The sequence below is a fragment of the Schumannella luteola genome (assembly GCF_013408685.1).
GTDB classification, from domain to species: Bacteria; Actinomycetota; Actinomycetes; order Actinomycetales; family Microbacteriaceae; genus Schumannella; species Schumannella luteola.
In genome coordinates this window covers 2327159-2343847 of record NZ_JACBZY010000001.1, presented here as the reverse complement: position 1 = coordinate 2343847, position 16689 = coordinate 2327159, and the positions used below count along the sequence as shown (strand labels likewise).

At 70.6% G+C, this 16689-nt stretch carries 14 protein-coding genes and 2 riboswitches; of the genes, 3 read left to right on the top strand and 11 right to left on the bottom strand.

Going from position 1 to position 16689, the window contains the following annotated elements:
• Window positions 1-28: 28 nt before the first annotated feature.
• Window positions 29-673, top strand: coding sequence for a PH domain-containing protein (locus BJ979_RS10550; protein WP_179567687.1), 645 nt, complete (start codon window positions 29-31; stop codon window positions 671-673).
• Window positions 674-844: 171 nt separating this feature from the next.
• Here the strand turns inward: BJ979_RS10550 and BJ979_RS10545 are convergent, their stop codons facing one another.
• From BJ979_RS10545 to BJ979_RS10530, 4 genes are all read right to left on the bottom strand, one after another.
• A complete protein-coding gene (locus tag BJ979_RS10545; RefSeq protein ID WP_179567686.1) occupies window positions 845-2569 on the bottom strand; it encodes a dipeptide ABC transporter ATP-binding protein in 1725 nt (574 codons plus the stop codon).
• The gene (locus BJ979_RS10540) at window positions 2566-3525 is read right to left on the bottom strand and encodes an ABC transporter permease (protein WP_179567685.1); all 960 of its coding nucleotides are present in this window, start codon (window positions 3523-3525) and stop codon (window positions 2566-2568) included. Before BJ979_RS10540 ends, BJ979_RS10545 begins: the two co-directional genes overlap by 4 nt.
• Window positions 3515-4444: an ABC transporter permease gene (locus BJ979_RS10535; protein WP_179567684.1), complete on the bottom strand. Its 930-nt coding sequence runs from the start codon at window positions 4442-4444 to the stop codon at window positions 3515-3517. Before BJ979_RS10535 ends, BJ979_RS10540 begins: the two co-directional genes overlap by 11 nt.
• 108 nt (window positions 4445-4552) lie before the next feature.
• Window positions 4553-6199, bottom strand: a complete 1647-nt coding sequence (locus BJ979_RS10530) for a peptide ABC transporter substrate-binding protein (protein WP_179567683.1) — start codon at window positions 6197-6199, stop codon at window positions 4553-4555.
• Between the two features lie 371 nt (window positions 6200-6570).
• On the opposite strand from BJ979_RS10530, the gene BJ979_RS10525 reads away from it, so the two are divergent.
• Window positions 6571-7326: a CPBP family intramembrane glutamic endopeptidase gene (locus tag BJ979_RS10525; RefSeq protein WP_179567681.1), complete on the top strand. Its 756-nt coding sequence runs from the start codon at window positions 6571-6573 to the stop codon at window positions 7324-7326.
• Window positions 7327-7592: 266 nt separating this feature from the next.
• Here the strand turns inward: BJ979_RS10525 and gcvP are convergent, their stop codons facing one another.
• From gcvP to BJ979_RS10495, 6 genes are all read right to left on the bottom strand, one after another.
• On the bottom strand, window positions 7593-10436 hold the full coding sequence (gene gcvP / locus BJ979_RS10520) for an aminomethyl-transferring glycine dehydrogenase (protein WP_218853740.1): 2844 nt from the start codon (window positions 10434-10436) through the stop codon (window positions 7593-7595).
• A 101-nt stretch (window positions 10437-10537) separates the two neighbouring features.
• Window positions 10538-10900, bottom strand: a complete 363-nt coding sequence (gene gcvH / locus BJ979_RS10515; protein WP_179567680.1) for a glycine cleavage system protein GcvH — start codon at window positions 10898-10900, stop codon at window positions 10538-10540.
• Between the two features lie 2 nt (window positions 10901-10902).
• Window positions 10903-12078 (bottom strand): glycine cleavage system aminomethyltransferase GcvT, encoded by a 1176-nt coding sequence (gene gcvT / locus BJ979_RS10510; RefSeq protein WP_179567679.1) that lies wholly within the window; start codon window positions 12076-12078, stop codon window positions 10903-10905.
• 40 nt (window positions 12079-12118) lie between these two features.
• Window positions 12119-12206, bottom strand: a riboswitch (glycine riboswitch).
• Window positions 12207-12296: riboswitch (glycine riboswitch) on the bottom strand. It lies immediately after the preceding riboswitch.
• A 78-nt stretch (window positions 12297-12374) separates the two neighbouring features.
• A complete protein-coding gene (locus tag BJ979_RS10505; RefSeq protein WP_179567678.1) occupies window positions 12375-12986 on the bottom strand; it encodes a hypothetical protein in 612 nt (203 codons plus the stop codon).
• A 92-nt stretch (window positions 12987-13078) separates the two neighbouring features.
• Entirely contained in the window at window positions 13079-13606 is a 528-nt protein-coding gene (locus tag BJ979_RS10500) for a hypothetical protein (protein WP_179567677.1), read from the bottom strand.
• Window positions 13607-13636: 30 nt separating this feature from the next.
• Entirely contained in the window at window positions 13637-14194 is a 558-nt protein-coding gene (locus BJ979_RS10495) for a TetR/AcrR family transcriptional regulator (protein WP_246286747.1), read from the bottom strand.
• Between the two features lie 183 nt (window positions 14195-14377).
• On the opposite strand from BJ979_RS10495, the gene BJ979_RS10490 reads away from it, so the two are divergent.
• On the top strand, window positions 14378-15319 hold the full coding sequence (locus tag BJ979_RS10490; protein WP_179567675.1) for an aldo/keto reductase: 942 nt from the start codon (window positions 14378-14380) through the stop codon (window positions 15317-15319).
• Window positions 15320-15352: 33 nt separating this feature from the next.
• Here the strand turns inward: BJ979_RS10490 and BJ979_RS10485 are convergent, their stop codons facing one another.
• Window positions 15353-16678 carry a heparan-alpha-glucosaminide N-acetyltransferase domain-containing protein gene (locus BJ979_RS10485; protein ID WP_179567673.1) on the bottom strand — a complete coding sequence of 442 codons (1326 nt, stop codon included), beginning with the start codon at window positions 16676-16678 and terminating at the stop codon, window positions 15353-15355.
• Between the last annotated feature and the right edge of the window lie 11 nt (window positions 16679-16689).

Sequence of the window (16689 nt, the reverse complement as noted above, 5' to 3'; positions counted from 1 at the left end):
GCAGTCACGGCATGCCAGGCTGGATGCCATGACCGACTCCGCCGCCGACCGCCGCTCGCGAGAGCGGCTGGTGCTGCGCTCCCCCAGTTCGATCTGGCTCGTCGGCGTCGTCGTCGCCGTCGGGCTCTTCCTGCTCGGCGACGCGATCGTGCGGGGGCAGTGGGGCGTCGCGCTGCGCGCCCTGCCGTGGATCCTGCTCGTCGCCTGGCTGCTGTTCGCCGTGCTGGTTCGACCGAGCGTCGTCGTCAGCCGCGACCGGCTGGAGGTCGTCAACGTGTGGCGCCGCTTCGAGCTGCCCTGGGCGGCGATCGATCACCTCGAGAGCCGCTACCAGCTGCGCGCGCACCTCGTCGACGGCCGCCTGGTGCGCTCGTGGGGCGCGCCGGCCGCCGGTCTCGACCGGGCGCCGCGCGCCGTCGCCGAAGATCAGAGCCTGCGCGCCGCGAACAGCCGAGCCGGGCGGGCCGCGCTGCCGCCGACGCACCTCGTGATCGACCGCTGGCTCGCCGCCGCGGCGGAACGGGACGAGCGGGCAGGCGTCACCGACGATGCCTCGGTCACGACTGCCGGACCGGCGCCATTCGCTGCCGGGGTCGTCGTGCGCGTCGACTGGTGGGTGCCCGCCGTCACGGTCGTGCTGCTCCTGCTGCTCATCCCGGCCGTCGCCGCCTGAGACCCGCTCCGACGTACGCCCGGGCGCCGCATCGCCGCATCGCCGCACCCGCCGCGCCGCCGCATCGCATGTGTCCAGCGCCGCCCGCACCCCGCACCTTGCACCCCGCGCACGACGAAGGCCCCGCATCCTCATCGGATGCGGGGCCTTCGTGTCGGATCGACTCGCGCCTCAGACGCCGAGCTTGATGCCGGCTCCGGGGATCGCGTCGAGCAGATCGCGCGTGTACTGCTGCTGCGGCGACTCGAAGACCTGGTCGGTCGACGCGGCCTCGACGATGCGCCCCTTCTGCATGACCGCGACGTTGTCGGCGATCACGCGCACGACCGCGAGGTCGTGGGTGATGAAGAGGTACGTGAGCCCGAGCTCGCTCTGCAGCTCGGCGAGCAGCTGCAGGATCTGCGCCTGCACGAGCACGTCGAGCGCCGAGACGGCCTCGTCGAGCACGATGATCTCCGGCTTGAGCGCGAGCGCGCGAGCGACGGCGACACGCTGACGCTGACCGCCCGAGAGCTCGTTCGGGTAGCGGTCGGCCAACGCGGTCGGCAGCGCCACCTGGTCGAGCAGCTCGGTCACGCGGGCACGACGCGAGTCGCGGTCGCCGACCTTGTGGATCTTGAGCGGCTCGGCGATCGTGTTGCCGATGTTGACCAACGGGTCGAGGGTGCCGTACGGGTCCTGGAAGACCGGCTGCATCGTGCGACGCAGGCCGAACAGCTCGCGCCCGCTCAGCGTCGTGATGTCGCGGCCCTTGACCGAGATCGAGCCCGAGGTCGCCTTCTCGAGGCCGAGCAGCAGCTTCGCCACCGTCGACTTGCCCGAGCCCGACTCGCCGACGAGCGCCGTGGTGGTGCCCTTCTTGATGTCGATGCTGACCTTGTCGACCGCGGTGAAGTCGACGCTGCGGAAGCCGCCCGTGCGGATCTTGAAGACCTTCGTCAGGTCCTTGATCTGGATGACCGACTCGGTCGGGTTCGCGGCGAGGTGCTCGGCGCGCTCCTCGGCGGCCGAGATCAGGTCGACGCTGTCGCCGAGCGACTGGTCGGCGTGCGTGAGATCGCCCAGCTTCTTGTCGCTGGCCTGGATGCGGCGCGAGGCGAGGCTCGGCGCCGCCGCGATCAGACGCTGCGTGTAGGGGTGCAGCGGGTTCTGCAGCACCTCGATCGACGGCCCCGCCTCGACGATGTCGCCCTTGTACATGACGATCAGCTTCTCGGCGCGCTCGGCCGCGAGGCCGAGGTCGTGGGTGATGAAGAGCACCGCGGTGCCCGCATCTCCGGTGAGGCTGCCCAGGTGGTCGAGGATGCGGCGCTGCACAGTCACGTCGAGCGCCGAGGTGGGCTCGTCGGCGATGAGCAGCTTCGGGTCGCCCGACAGACCGATGCCGATCAGCACGCGCTGGCGCATGCCGCCGGAGAACTGGTGCGGGAACTGGCGCATGCGCTTGTCCGCGTCCTCGAGGCCGGCCTGCTTGAGCACCTCGACGGCCTTCTTCTTGACCTCGCGCGCGCTCGTGGCGACGCCGTTCGCGCGGATCGTCTCCTCGACCTGGAAGCCGACCGACCACACGGGGTTGAGGTTCGACATCGGATCCTGCGGCACGAAGCCGATCTCCTTGCCGCGGATGTCCTCGAGCTCCGTCCGCGACGCCTGAGCCAGATCCTTGCCCTCGAACAGCACCTGACCGGCGCTGATCTTGCCGGTTCCCGGCAGCAGGTTGATGATCGCGGCCGCGGTGGTCGACTTGCCCGAGCCGGACTCGCCGACGATCGCGACGGTCTCGCCGTGTTCGATCGTGAAGTTGACGCCGTTGAGCGCCCGCACCTCACCGCGCTGCGTGCGGAAGGTGACCTCGAGGTCCTTGACCTCGAGCAGAGGGGTTCGCTGGTCGGTCATCGCTGTGCACGCGCCTTCGGGTCGAGGGACTCGCGCAGCATCTCACCGAAGATCACGAAGCTGAGCACCGTGATGGTCAGCGCGATCGACGGGTAGATGAGCGTCGCCGGGTTGGAACGCAGGTCGGTCTGCGCGTCGGAGATGTCGTTGCCCCACGACATGACGCCGGCCGGCAGTCCGACGCCGAGGAACGACAGGGTCGCCTCCGCGGTGATCGCCGCGGCGAGCGACAGGGTGGTGACGACGATGACCGGGGCGATCGCGTTGGGCAGCACGTGCTTGAACATCAGCGCGATGCGGCTCTGACCGAGCGCGGTGCCGGCCATGACGAAGTCGGAGTTCTTCACGCGCAGCACCTCCGACCTCATGACGCGGGCGGTCGACGGCCAGGTGAACGCGCCGATTGCCAGGGCGATGACGAAGACGTTCACGTAGGCGGCGAAGACCGACATGATCACGACGGCCGCGAGGATGTAGGGGATCGAGAAGAAGATGTCGCCGAGGCGCATCAGCACGCTGTCGACCCACCCGCCGAAGAAGCCGGCGATCGATCCGAGCAGCGCGCCGGTGATGCCCGACATCGCGATCACGAGGAAGCCGACCGAGAGCGAGGCTCCGGCGCCGTGGACGATGCGCGAGAAGACGTCGCAGCCCTGCTTCGTGTATCCGAGGATGTGCTCAGCCGTCGGCGCTCCGTTGCTGTTGCCCAGAACGCACTGCGCGTTCGGGGGCACCTGGGTGAAGAGGCCCGGCGCGATCGCCACGACGATGAAGAGCAGGATGAACGCGACGGACACCCAGAACAGCGGGCGATGACGCAGGTCGCGCCAGGCATCCGTCCACAGGTTGCTGCGCTTGTCATCGAGCTTGACCTGGTCGATCGCCGCGACCGGGGTCTCGCTGACGGGCGCGACGAAGTGCTCCGCGCTCCGGCGCGGCACGGTGTTACTTGACATAGCGGATCCTCGGGTCGAGAACGGCGTAGACCAGGTCGATGACGATGTTCACCACGAGGTAGAACAGCACCATCACGGTGACGAACGACACGACGGTGGGTCGTTCTCCGCGGATGATCGCCTGATACAGGGTCTGACCGACGCCGGGCACGTTGAAGATGCCCTCGGTCACGGTCGCGCCGACCAGCAGGATGCCGAAGTCGGCGCCCAGCTGCGTGGTCACGGGGATGAGCGAGTTGCGCAGCACGTGCACGCGGATGACGCGGCCGCGCGAGAGCCCCTTCGAGAAGGCGGTGCGCACGAAGTCGTTTCCGAGCGTCTCGATCACCGATCCGCGGGTGAGGCGGATGTTGACGGCGACGAGGCTCGCCGCGAGGACGATCGCCGGGAGCAGCAGTCGCGGGATCGACGCGTCGGCGCCGACCGTCGTCGGGAACAGCCCGAGCTTGAATCCGAGGCCGAACTGGCCGATGAAGGCGATCACGAAGATCGGCACCGAGAGGAAGAGCAGGCTGACCACGAGCGAGCTGAGGTCGAAGAGCTTGCCCTTGCGCAGGCCGGCGACGAGGCCGATGGCGACGCCGACGATCATCTCGAGGATGACGGCCATGAGCGCGAGTCGCGCGGTCACGGGGATCGTGTCGGCGAGCACGGCGTTGACGGACTGCCCCGAGAAGGAGGTGCCGAAGTTGCCGGTGACGACATCGCGCAGGTAGTAGAGGTACTGCACGATGAACGGCTCGTTGAGGTGGTACTGCTCACGCAGCGCCTTGAGCAGCTCGGCGTTCGGCTGCTTGTCGCCGAACAGCGCGGCGACCGGGTCGCCCGGCATCGCGAAGACGAGGAAGTAGATGAGGAACGTGGTGCCGATGAGTACAGGGATCGCCTGCAGGATTCGGCGGATGACGTAGAAGACCATGGGATCAACCGGCCAGACGTCGGGTCATGAGGATGGTTTCTTTCGTGGTGGTGTCACGGGTGTGGGGCGGCAGCTGACGCTGCCGCCCCACGGGTGAAGCAAGGGTGCTTACTTCTTGGTGATCTGGTAGTAGATCGGCACGCTGTTCCAGCCCACCTTGACGTTCTCCACCTTGGTGCTGAATCCACCGACGGTGTTCTGGTACCAGAGCGGGATCGCCGGAAGGTCCTTGAAGAGGACTTCCTCGGCCTGCGTGAACTTCGCGTTGGCCTTGTCGATGTCGGGCTCGCTCGAGCCCTCCTTCAGCAGGTTGTCGAAGTCGGCGTTCGAGTAGTCACCGTCGTTCGAGCTCGCGTTGGTGGCGTACAACGGCCCCAGGAAGTTGAACAGACCCGGGTAGTCGGCCTGCCATCCGCTGCGGAACGCGGTCGTGATGTCGCGCTTGCCGGCGTCGTTCTTCGAGATGAGCTGACGCGCCTGCTGGAAGGTCGGGTACGCCTTGCCGGAGCAGTCCATGCCCTTGAGGTTGTTGTTCAGACCGTTGCAGACCGCGTCGACCCAGCCCTTGTGGCCGCCGTCGGTGTTGTACGCGATCGAGAACGAACCCGACCACGGCGAGATCGCGTCGGCCTCAGCCCACAGCTTCTTGGCCTCGTCGGGGTCGTACTTCAGCACGTCCGAGCCGGCGATGTCCTTGTTGAAGCCCGAGATCGTCGGCGACGTGAAGTCGACCGCCGGGGTGCGGGTTCCGTCGAAGATCTTCTCCGTGATGGTGTCGCGGTCGATCGCGTGCGAGATCGCGGCGCGACGCAGCTTGCCCTCGTCGCCCTGGAAGTGCGCGAACGCGGTCTGGTCGGTGTAATTCGTCGTGTCCGACGGGATCGTGAACGACTGGAAGACGGCGCCGGGGGTGTTGATGGCGCGGTCGCCGAGGTCGCTCTTGAAGTTCGCGAAGGCCGAGTCGGGCAGCGCGTCGAGCACGTCGAGGTTGTCGCTCAGCAGGTCCTGGTAGGCGGCGCCGAGGTCGGAGTAGAAGACGATCGACAGACCCTTGTTGTCGGCCTTGCGACCACCCGTGTACGACGAGTTCGTCGTCAGGTCGATCTTCTTGTTGTGCTGCCAGGCGGTCTTGCTCGCCAGCTTGTACGGGCCGTTGCCGACGGGGTTCTCACCGAAGGCCTTGGTGACCTGGCCCTTGCTGTCGAAGGCGTCCTTCGGCAGCGGGTAGAAGGCCGAGTAGCCGAGGCGCAGCGGGAAGTCCGCGAGCTTCGAGTTCAGCGCGATCGTGAAGGTCTGGTCGTCGACCTTCTTCAGACCGGTGAGATCGCTGTCCTCGTCGTAGCTGAAGCCCTGGATGTCCTCGAAGAAGTAGGAGTTGAGGCGCTTGTTCGAGAGGAGGGCGCCATCCTTCCACGCGTTGATGAAGGAGTCGGAGGTGACGGCCTCGCCGTTCGAGAACTTCTCGCCCGACTTGATCTTCACGGTGTAGTTCTGCTGGTCGGTCGAGGTGATCGACTCGGCGAGATCGTTGACGGGGGTGCCGTCCGCCTCGTAGTAGACGAGCCCCGCGAAGATGGCGTCGAGGATCTTTCCTCCGCCGACCTCGTTGGTGTTCGTCGGGATCAGCGGGTTCTGGGGCTCAGAGCCGTTGGTCGAGATGATGCCCGAGTCGGCGCCGTTGGAGCCGCCCCCCGTGGCGCATCCGGCCAGGGCGACGGTGGTCGCCAGGGCGATGCCGCCGACGATCGCCCCCATCCGAGAGATTCGCAATGTTCCTCCTGTGCAGAAAGCTTCACGACAGTGCGCATGCAGAAACACACCGCCGTGTCCTGGGGAAACGATAGGTCGCGGGTGTACCCCGGCCAAATCCCCGGGGGAAACGTTACCTCTCGGAAATGATCGGCGCGATATGTTGCGCGATCTGCACATATGCGCCGATATGTACCCCGATTCGGCGGAATCGTGCGCCTCGGCCGGACTAGCTCCGGCGGCGAGCCCGCGAACGCCGGGGCGGGCGTGTCCTCCGAACGCCCCACCGGGTGCGTCGGTCGGTGACGGATCGCCGCGCTGACGACGCCTGGGTGGCCGCGCGCGCTGCGACGACGACGCACGCCTACGATCGTCGCGTGAGCCGCGCCCGCATCCATGCCGAGGTCCTGATCGTGCTCGGGCTGTCGCTCGGCCTCTCGGCGCTGTACTCGATCGTGCAGCTGATCGACGCGAGCACCCGCGGCCCGCTGCGTGGTCAGACGACGACGCTCAACCCCTCGCGCAGCGACCGCGAGATCTTCGATCTGCTCTACCAGCTGCTCTCGCTGGTCGGCGATCTCGTTCCGGTCGCGCTCGTCTGCTTCCTGCTGTGGAGCGCGACGCGTCCGCGACTCGGCCGCCTCGGCATCGACTTCACCCGCCCCGGCAAGGATGCGCTGCAGGGCCTCGGTCTCGCCCTCGTCATCGGCGCCGGCGGCATCGGCGTCTACCTGGGCGCGCGTGCACTCGGCCTCGCGGTCGGGGTGCAGGCGAACGGGCTCACCGAGCACTGGTGGACGATCCCGGTGCTGCTGCTCTCGGCGTTCCGCGCGGGCGCGAGCGAGGAGGTCATCGTGATCGGGTACCTCTTCGCCCGGCTGCGCGATGCCGGGTGGAAGGACTGGACGATCATCGTCGGCGCCGCCCTGCTGCGCGGCAGCTACCACCTGTACCAGGGCTGGGGCGGATTCGTCGGCAACCTGATCATGGGGCTGATCTTCGGCTGGCTGTACTCGCGCACGAAGCGGGTGCTTCCGCTGGTGATCGCGCACACGATCATCGACGCGGTCGTGTTCATCGGCTACCCGTGGGCCGCATCCACGTTCCCCGCGCTCTTCGGCGTCGGCCGCTGAGCGTCTCGCTCGGCCAGATGGGCCAGTTGCCCGCTTCCGCGGCATGCCGGACTCGACACGCCGCGGAAGCGGGCAACTCGGGATCAGATCAGGCGAAGGCCTCGACCGGCCGCGCTCCGCAGGAGCGGTGACAAGCACAGCCAGGCGCAGCCGGCCCGCCGGTCGAGGCCTGAGCCCCTAGGCGAAGGCTTCGACCGGCCGCGCTCCGCAGGAGCGGTGACTAGCACAGCCAGGCGCAGCCGGCCCGCCGGTCGAGGCCTGAGTCCCTAGGCGAAGGCCTCGACCGGCGGGCAGGCGCAGACGAGGTTGCGGTCGCCGTACGCCTGGTCGATGCGACGCACCGGCGGCCAGTACTTGCCGGCCACGAGGGAGCGCACCGGGTAGACCGCGCGCTCGCGGTCGTAGGGGTGCGTCCACTCGCCGACGACGACGCTCTCGGCCGTGTGAGGCGCGTTCACGAGCGGGTTGTCGTCGTGCGTCCACTCCCCCGCGGCGACGGCGTCGGCCTCGGCGCGGATGGCGATCATCGCCTCGACGAAGCGGTCGAGCTCGGCGAGGTCTTCGCTCTCGGTCGGCTCGACCATGAGCGTGCCCGCGACCGGGAACGACATCGTCGGCGCGTGGAAGCCGTAGTCGATGAGGCGCTTGGCCACGTCGTCGACGGTCACGCCGGTCGCCTCGCGCAGCGGGCGCAGGTCGAGGATGCACTCGTGCGCGACGAGACCGTTGTCGCCCGAGTAGAGCACCGGGAACGCCTCGCGCAGTCGCACGGCGAGGTAGTTCGCGGCGAGCACAGCCGCACCGGTGGCGCGCTTGAGTCCGTCGGCGCCCATCATCCGCACGTACGACCAGGAGATCGGCAGGATGCTCGGGCTGCCGTACGGCGCCGCGCTGACGATGTTGTGGTGGTCGGGCAGGGTCGCGCCGTCGCGGTCGATCGTGTCGCGCTGCTGCAGCGGGTGGCCCGGCAGGAACGGCGCGAGGTGCGCCTTCGCCGCGACCGGTCCGACGCCGGGTCCGCCGCCGCCGTGCGGGATGCAGAACGTCTTGTGCAGGTTGAGGTGCGAGACGTCGCCGCCGAAGTCGCCGAAGCGGGCGTAGCCGAGCAGCGCGTTGAGGTTCGCGCCGTCGACGTAGACCTGCCCGCCGGCCTCGTGCACGGCATCCGCGATGGCGCGCACCTCGTGCTCGTAGACGCCGTGCGTCGACGGGTAGGTGATCATGAGCGCGGCGATCTCGTCGGCGTGCTGGGCGATCTTGGCGCGCAGGTCGTCGAGGTCGACGTCACCGGTGTCGGTGCAGGCGACGACGACGACGCGCATGCCGGCGAGCACGGCGCTGGCGGCATTGGTGCCGTGCGCGCTCGACGGGATGAGGCAGATCGTGCGGGCGGCATCCCCGCGGCTGAGGTGGTAGCCGCGGATCGCGAGGAGTCCGGCGAGCTCGCCCTGGCTGCCGGCGTTCGGCTGCAGCGAGACGCGGTCGTAGCCGGTGACGGTCGCGAGCCACGACTGCAGCTGCTCGATCAACTGGAGCGAGCCCTCGACATCCGCCTCGGGGGCGAAGGGGTGCAGGTCGGCGAACTCGGGCCACGTCACGGCCGCCATCTCGGTGGCCGCATTGAGCTTCATGGTGCACGAGCCGAGCGGGATCATGCCCCGGTCGAGCGCGTAGTCCTTGTCGGCCAGGTGCTTGAGATAGCGCATCATGCCGGTCTCGGAATGGTGCGTATCGAACACCGGGTGCGTGAGGTAATCGCTCTCGCGCACGAGCGGCGGCTGGACGCTGACGAGCGTCGCCTTGAACGGCAGGGCCGCGTCGGGCGTGCCGAGGGCCGCGCCGATGAGGCGGGCGACGGTCGTCGCCTCTTCGTCGGTCGTCGTCTCGTCGACGCTGAACTGGATGTGGTCGTCGTCGACGACGTGCAGCAGCAGGTCGAGGTCGCGCGCGTCGGCGGCCACGCGGTGCGCGGTGCCGGGCACCCGCACGAGCACGGTGTCGAAGAAGGCGCGGTGCACGACGGCGTCGCCGAGCGCCTCGGCGACGCGGGTCGCGGTGCGGTTGACCCGGTGGGCGATCCGCTTGAGACCGGCGGGGCCGTGGTAGACGGCGTACATCGATGCCATGACGGCGAGCAGCACCTGCGCGGTGCAGATGTTGCTCGTCGCCTTCTCACGGCGGATGTGCTGCTCGCGCGTCTGCAACGAGAGACGGTAGGCGGCGTGACCGGCCGCATCCTGCGAGACGCCGACGAGGCGGCCGGGGAGCTGGCGCTCGAGTCCCGCGCGCACGGCCATGAACCCGGCGTGCGGGCCGCCGAAGCCCATGGGCACGCCGAAGCGCTGCGAGCTGCCGACGGCGACGTCGGCGCCGAGCTCGCCGGGCGCGGCGATCAGCGTGAGAGCGAGCAGGTCGGTCGCCGCGACGGCGACGCCTCCCCCGGCCTTGACGGCGGCGAAGACGGCCCTCGGGTCGGCGAGCCGGCCGGAGGCGCCGGGGTACTGCGCGACGACGCCGAAGACGTCGGCGGCGACCTCGGCGATCGCGGCGTCACCCGAGTCAGCAGCGTCGGCCAGGTCGGCGAAGCGCAGCTCGATCCCGACCGCCTCGGCGCGATGCTGCAGCAGCGCGCGGGTCTGCGGCAGCACGTCCGCGTCGACCAGGAACACGTCCGACGTCGACTTCGAGGCGCGGCGCGCGAGCAGCATCCCCTCGACCACCGCGGTGCCCTCGTCGAGCATCGAGGCGTTCGCCGTGGTCAGGCCGGTCAGGTCGGCGACCATCGTCTGGAAGTTGATGAGCGCCTCGAGACGGCCCTGCGAGATCTCGGGCTGGTACGGCGTGTAGGCCGTGTACCAGCTCGGGTTCTCGAGCACGTTGCGCTGGATCACGGCCGGCGTGACCGTGCCGTAGTAGCCGAGGCCGATCATCGAGCGGCGCACGGTGTTGCGGTCGGCGAGGGCGCGCAGCTCGGCCAGCGCCTCGCGCTCGCTCGCGGCGGGCGGCAGCGCGGCGGTGCCGTCGGACTCTCCGGGCTGCAGGCGGATGCCGGCGGGCACCGCCGCATCCATCAGCGCGTCGACGGAGTCGTAGCCGACGACCTCGAGCATGTGCGCCTCGGCGGCGCGGTCGAGGCCGATGTGGCGGTCGGCGAAGACCTCGCCGAGGCGACCGGCGCCGACGATCGGCCGGGCGCCGGCTCCCTGGCCGCTCACTCGGCGGTGAGCGCGGCGTACTCCTCCGCGCTGAGCAGGCTCGGCAGCGCGGTGAAGCGCACGCGGATCATCCAGCCGTCACCGGTCGGGTCGGAGTTGACCAGCGAGGGGTCGTCGATCACGGCCTGGTTGGCCTCGACGACCTCGCCGTCAGTGGGGGCGAAGAGCTCGCCGACCGACTTGGTCGACTCGATCTCGCCGACGACGGCGCCCGAGGTCAGAGCGGTGCCGGCAGCCGGCAGGTCGACGTAGACGACGTCGCCGAGCTTCTCGGCGGCGTAGGCGGTGATGCCGATGGTGGCGACGTCGCCGTCGACGGCGATCCACTCGTGCTCGGCGGTGTACTGAAGCTCGGACATGTTCACTTCTTCCGTGTGTAGAAGGGCAGGGCGACGACGCGGGCCGGGATGCGGCTGCCGCGCACGTCGAGGTCGAGAACCTGGCCGACGGCCGCGACGGCGGGGTCGACGAAGGCGAGGGCGATGGGGTGGCCGAGGGTGGGCGAGAGCGCGCCGGAGGTGATCTCGCCGACGGCGGCTCCTCCCTCGCCCTCGGGCGCGAGCACGGCGTAGCCGGCACGGCCGGCGCGGCGCCCTTCGGCGGCGAGGCCGACGAGCACGCGAGAGTCGGCGGCGGGACCGGCCTCGACGGCGGCGCGGCCGACGAAGTCGACCGCCTTCGAGGCGGGCGGGGCGATCCGGCCGAGCCCGGCCTGCGCGGGCTGGATGTCGCGACCCAGCTCGTGACCGTAGAGCGGCATCCCCGCCTCGAGGCGGAGGGTGTCGCGAGCGGCGAGTCCGGCGGGGAGCAGTCCCAGCGGCGTGCCCGCCTCGAGCAGCGCCGACCAGAGCAGCGGCGCGGTCGCGGCGTCGACGTAGAGTTCGAAGCCGTCTTCGCCCGTGTAGCCGGTGCGGGCGATCAACAGCGGACGGCCGGCGAACACGGCGCCCATGATCGCGTAGTAGGGCAGGGTGTCGAGCGTGTGGCCCATCGCCTTGTCGTCGTCGTGCTCGAGACCGGCCGTCGCGTGCAGGATCTGCCGCGCGAGCGGCCCCTGCACCGCGATCAGGGCGAGCGCCTCGGTCGCGTCGGCGAGAGTCGCGTCGAAGCCCTGCAGCCGTTCCAGCAGCGCCTGCGCGACGGCGTCGTGGTTGCCGGCGTTCGCGACGACCAGGTACTCGGCCTCGGCGTTGCGGTAGACGATCAGGTCGTCGATCACGCCGCCGTCCTCGGCGAGGATCATCGTGTATTTCGCCCGCGACACCGCGATCGCGCTGACGTCGGCGGCGAGAGCCGCATCCAGGAACTCCGCCGCCTGCGGACCGCTCACCCCGAACTCGGCCATGTGCGAGATGTCGAAGAGACCCGCGGCCTGGCGCACCGCGTGATGCTCGGCCAGGTCGGAGCCGTAGCGCAGCGGCATGTCCCAGCCGCCGAAGTCGGTGAAGCTGGCGCCGGACGCGGAGGTCGCGTCATGCAGCGGCGAGCGGCGCAGCGGCGCGGGAACGCCGTCGGCGGGGAGAGCAGGATCGGTCATCGAGGAGTCCTCCGTGAAGCACGCGGGCCGTGGACGGGACTCCCCCTCTGTCATGGTGCCTGAGAGTTTCACGCCGGGTGGGCGCTTTCACCGTGGGCGGCCCGCGATGCGGACGCTTTTCAGAGTGGCCTCGCGCAGCGGTGCTGTGACCTGAGAGATTGGCGGGGAGGCTTGCTCCTTCGGTGTCTGGTCGAACCAGACTCTCCCGCCGCGCGTGCGGCCGATATTCGATTGCGGCGTCAGCCTAGCAAGCGCCGACGCCCGGGCTGGGACGACTCAGCCCGCGCCGCGACGACTCAGGCCGCGACGCCCGCCGCGAAGAGGATCGAGAAGCCGACCGCCGGCGCCATCAGCAGCACGCCGCCGCCGATCGCGAGGCCGGAGAACAGCCGGTTGCGGGCGCTCTCGGCACGATGGAAGCCGAGCGCGCCGAAGCAGATGCCGAGCACCCAGGTGAGCCCGAAGAGCGCGAGCGGGCCGGTGGCCGACTGATAGCTGAGCGGGTGGCCGATCACGACGCCGACGACGAGCGGCACGCCGCCGAGGATGATCCAGGCGGCGATCGTCACCCCGGTCAGCACGGTGCCGACGATCGACATGATTGGCACGGGCACGCGGTCGACGACCGGCGCGCCCGAGCGGTCGATCACGAGCGGCTCGACGACACCGCCCTCGCCCCGATTCGCCTTGACCAGCAGCACGATGGCCGAGCCGCCGAGCACGACGGCGATCACGACCAGATGGATGGTGACCAGCGCGTTGAGCAGACCGCTGAGCGGCGAGTAGGGGAACCCGGCAGCCGAACCGGCGTTCACCAGCGCTGCGGCGAAGGCGATGATCGCGACCAGCCCGAGCAGCAGCGGGCTCCGACGCACGCGCGGGCGAACGATCGGGAAGGGCACGGACACCCGGGAATCCTAGGCCGGGCTGCCTGGATGCCCGCCGCACGTGGGCTCCACGGGCGGGCTCTGCGATCGGGCCCAGTTCGCTCGCGCCGTCGTCAGTCGACCGAGCCTCGAGGCGGATGCGCCAGCAGCTCCACTCGCTCGGCCAGGTACGCGGCGAGGGGCACCGCTGCCGCTCCCGGCGCCCAGACGACCCGCACGCCGTCGTCGCCGAGCACGATCGGACCCTGCGGCGCTCCCGGCGCGAGCTCGTCGAGGTGCAGCGGCAGCGCATCCAGATCGACGGTCTCGCCGTCGGGGATGCCGGCCGCGCGCGCCAGCACCTTCACCTCGCGCCGGTCGTGCGCGACCGAGGACTGCAGGGCTGAGTGCTTCGGATCGGCGGCGCGCACGCTCGCGCCGGTGGCGAAGAGGCCGCCGTGATCGTCGAGCAGCAGCGCTCCGAGCCGCCAGACGCGACCACGGGCCTGCAGCCGCGGGGCGCGGCGCACGCCGAGCACCCGACGCGGCTCGACGATCTCGGCGCGCAGCTCGGTGCGGGCTCCGGCTGCGGCGAGTCGCTCGACCGCCTGCGCCAGGGCGACGCGAGCCTCGGCGACCGCCGTGCTCACGCTGTCATCCACGTCGGCCAGTATCCCGCGGCAGATGGACTCTCAGGCGCGGATGCCGGCGAGCACCAGCTCGATCAGGCGCGCGGGCTGGTCGCGGTCGGCGGCGTCGCGCGTCGTCAGGAAGATGCCGACGAGGCTCGCCGCCACGTCGTCAGCGCGCACGTCGGCGCGCACCTCCCCCGACTCCTTCGCGGCGGACAGCAGCTGGTCGACGGCCGCGGTCACCCGCTCGCGGGTGCTCGTCTTCGACACGGTGCCCGACTCCGCGGCCTCGCGCAGCGCCTCGGCCATGCCGCGCTTGGTGAGCGAGAACTCGCTGTACGCCTCGATCCAGCGGCGCAGCGCCTCGAACGGTGCATGCTCCGCCTGCAGCGGCACGACCAGGGCCGTGACCGCGTCGAGCCCGGCGGCGTGCACAGCGGCGATGAGGTCGGATCGCGTCGGGAAGTGGCGGTAGAGCGTGCCGATTCCGACGCCCGCCCGGCGGGCGATCGCCTCGAGCGACGCCTCCTGTCCCCCGTCGTCGTGCCCGCCCTCGAGGAACGCGGCGCGCGCCGCCTCGACGAGGGCGTCGCGATTGCGCTGGGCGTCGGCGCGCAAGCGCGGCGGAGCGCTCGGGTCCGCGCCTCGAACTGCGCGCTCGGGTGCGCTCCCGGTGGATTCGACCGTGGGGACCATAAGCGGAGGCACCTCCGATTGTGTTAGCGTGCCGCAAGCGGAGGAACCTCCGCCTAGTGATCATCCCACGGCATCGCCGCCCCAGCCGACCTACGGAGGCCGATCATGACCGACACCACCGCATCCGCCACCCCCGACGACCGCCCCATCCCCGGCGGCGCCTTCCCGCTCGGGCCGCGCCCCGTCGCCCGCATCGGCTTCGGCGCGATGCAGCTCGGCGAGCTGCCCGGTCGCGCGCTGCCGAGCGACGAAGAGGCCACGGCCGTGCTGCGCCGGGCCGTCGAGCTCGGCGTCGACCACATCGACACCTCGCACTTCTACGGCGACGACACCGCCAACCGCCGCATCCGCACCGCGCTCGGCAGCGCCGACGACATCGCGATCGCCACCAAGGTCGGCGCCGTGCGGGCGTCGGATCCCGACGCGCCCGTGCCGCTCGTCGTCGCACAGAAGCCCGCCGAGCTGCGCGCCCAGGTGGAGCAGAACCTGCGCACGCTCGGCCGCGACCACCTCGATCTCGTCAACCTGCGCCGCACCGACGCCGGCCACGGCATCATCGCGACCGGCGACCAGATCGTGCCGCTCGACGACCAGCTGGGCGAGATGATCGCGATGCGCGACGAGGGCCTCATCCGCTCCATCGGGCTCAGCAACGTGGATGCCGCCCAGCTGCGCCAGGCGCTGCCGGCCGGGATCGGCGAAATCCAGAACGCCTACAGCCTCGTGGCGCGCGGCGACGAGGACCTGCTCGCGCTCGCCCTCGAGCACGGCATCGCCTGGGTGCCGTTCTTCCCGCTCGGCTCGGCCTTCCCGAACGCGCCGAAGGTCGCCGAGCAGCCGGCCGTGCAGCGCGTCGCCGCCGCGGTCGGCGCGACGCCCGCGCAGGTCGGGCTCGCCTGGCTGCTCGCGCACGCACCGAACGTGCTGCTGATCCCCGGCACCGGTTCGGTCGATCACCTCGAGCAGAACGTCGCCGCCGGCGCGGTCGAGCTCACGCCCGAGCAGGTCGCCGAGCTCGACGCGATCGCGGACGGCACGCCGGCCTGAGGCGGGTGCGCGGCGGCCCGACTCGCGCTGAGCTCAGCCGAGTCGGGCAGCCGCCCGCGCCACCAGACTCGCGAGCGCCTCGAGCGGACCGCGACGCTTCACGATCGCCAGGACGACACCGAAGGCGAGAGCCGCGAGCACGTGGACACCCCACGCTCCCGGACCCATGAGCCACCACGGCGCCTGGCCCGATCCGCCGAAGACGTCGAAGCCGAGATCCTGGGTGATGAGGGTCGTGATCGCCGCGGTCGCCAGGATGTGCAGCGTGTAGAGGGTCAGCGGGGCGGATCCGGCCGCCGCGATGGGGCGCAGCAGCAGCGGCACGCGGCGAGCGCGCTCCGCCGCCGCGTTGAGCGAGGTCGCCGCGACCCGACGGCGCCACAGCTCGCCGATCGCGACGAGCACGCCGATCAGCAGCAGCGCGGCGCCGACCGTGCGCACGATGTCACCGGTCGAGCCCGTGTGCGGCGCGGCGTTGACGAGCGCGACCCAGCTCGAGTCGATCGGGGCGCCGAAGCCGTCGCCGGTCACCAGGTACTCCGCCTCCCCGCGCTCGAGCCCCTTCGCCATGATCGCGTCGAGCACCGCCGGACGGCTGATGAGGTCGGCGGCGATGGCGGCAGCCAGCATCCCCGCTCCCACCGCGACGAGTCGCACAGCGGACCGCAGTCGCTCGGGGTTCAGCAGCACCCGCGCCGCGAGCACGCCCGCCAGCATGTACGCGAGCCACGTGATGACCGGATAGGTGCCCGTGAACGCGACCGACCGCAGGAACTGGAAGGGGTCGGCATAGCTGAGCTCGCCGAGCGTGTCGAGCTGGGCGACGTCGTGCACGAGCAGGTTGAGGTGCGGTCCGCCCACGGCGAGCGCCGCAGCGAGCGCGAGCAGCACGGGGCTCGGCAGGTGCAGCAGCACCGCGGTCACGATCATCCCGACCCCGTAGTAGACGAGCACCACCGCGACGAAGGTGGGCGTCAGCCCGAGCGCGACGCCGATGAGGCCCACGACCGCTCCGCGCGCCGCGAGCGAGAGGGATGCCGCGAGCCGCTGCCCGTTCTCGACGTACTTGCGCGTCGACAGCACCGCGCTCACTCCCCCGAGCACGGCGAACAGCGTCGACGGGAACCCGCTCACCGCGACCGTCAGCGGCTCGAAGTAGCCGAGCGCCAGGTGATTGCCCATCATCCCGACGATCGCGATGAAGCGGGCGATGTCGATCGCGATGAGGCGGGCGGTGGATGCGCGGCCGGTCGACGGACTGATGACGTCGGCCTGCGCCGGGGGCGCCGGGCTGGTCACGGCATCGTGTGCGGTCTGATCGGGGGCGGCTGCGGCGGGGGCCGGCGCGTCGGCGGTCATGTTCCTCCTCG

Excerpts from the sequence above, each read along its gene's own strand:
- BJ979_RS10550 (WP_179567687.1), top strand. The coding sequence starts at position 29 with ATGACCGACTCCGCCGCCGACCGCCGCTCGCGAGAGCGGCTGGTGCTG.
- BJ979_RS10545 (WP_179567686.1), bottom strand. The coding sequence starts at position 2,569 with ATGACCGACCAGCGAACCCCTCTGCTCGAGGTCAAGGACCTCGAGGTC.
- BJ979_RS10540 (WP_179567685.1), bottom strand. The coding sequence starts at position 3,525 with ATGTCAAGTAACACCGTGCCGCGCCGGAGCGCGGAGCACTTCGTCGCG.
- BJ979_RS10535 (WP_179567684.1), bottom strand. The coding sequence starts at position 4,444 with ATGGTCTTCTACGTCATCCGCCGAATCCTGCAGGCGATCCCTGTACTC.
- BJ979_RS10530 (WP_179567683.1), bottom strand. The coding sequence starts at position 6,199 with ATGGGGGCGATCGTCGGCGGCATCGCCCTGGCGACCACCGTCGCCCTG.
- gcvP (WP_218853740.1), bottom strand. The coding sequence starts at position 10,436 with ATGCTCGAGGTCGTCGGCTACGACTCCGTCGACGCGCTGATGGATGCG.
- gcvH (WP_179567680.1), bottom strand. The coding sequence starts at position 10,900 with ATGTCCGAGCTTCAGTACACCGCCGAGCACGAGTGGATCGCCGTCGAC.
- gcvT (WP_179567679.1), bottom strand. The coding sequence starts at position 12,078 with ATGACCGATCCTGCTCTCCCCGCCGACGGCGTTCCCGCGCCGCTGCGC.
- BJ979_RS10490 (WP_179567675.1), top strand. The coding sequence starts at position 14,378 with ATGACCGACACCACCGCATCCGCCACCCCCGACGACCGCCCCATCCCC.
- BJ979_RS10485 (WP_179567673.1), bottom strand. The coding sequence starts at position 16,678 with ATGACCGCCGACGCGCCGGCCCCCGCCGCAGCCGCCCCCGATCAGACC.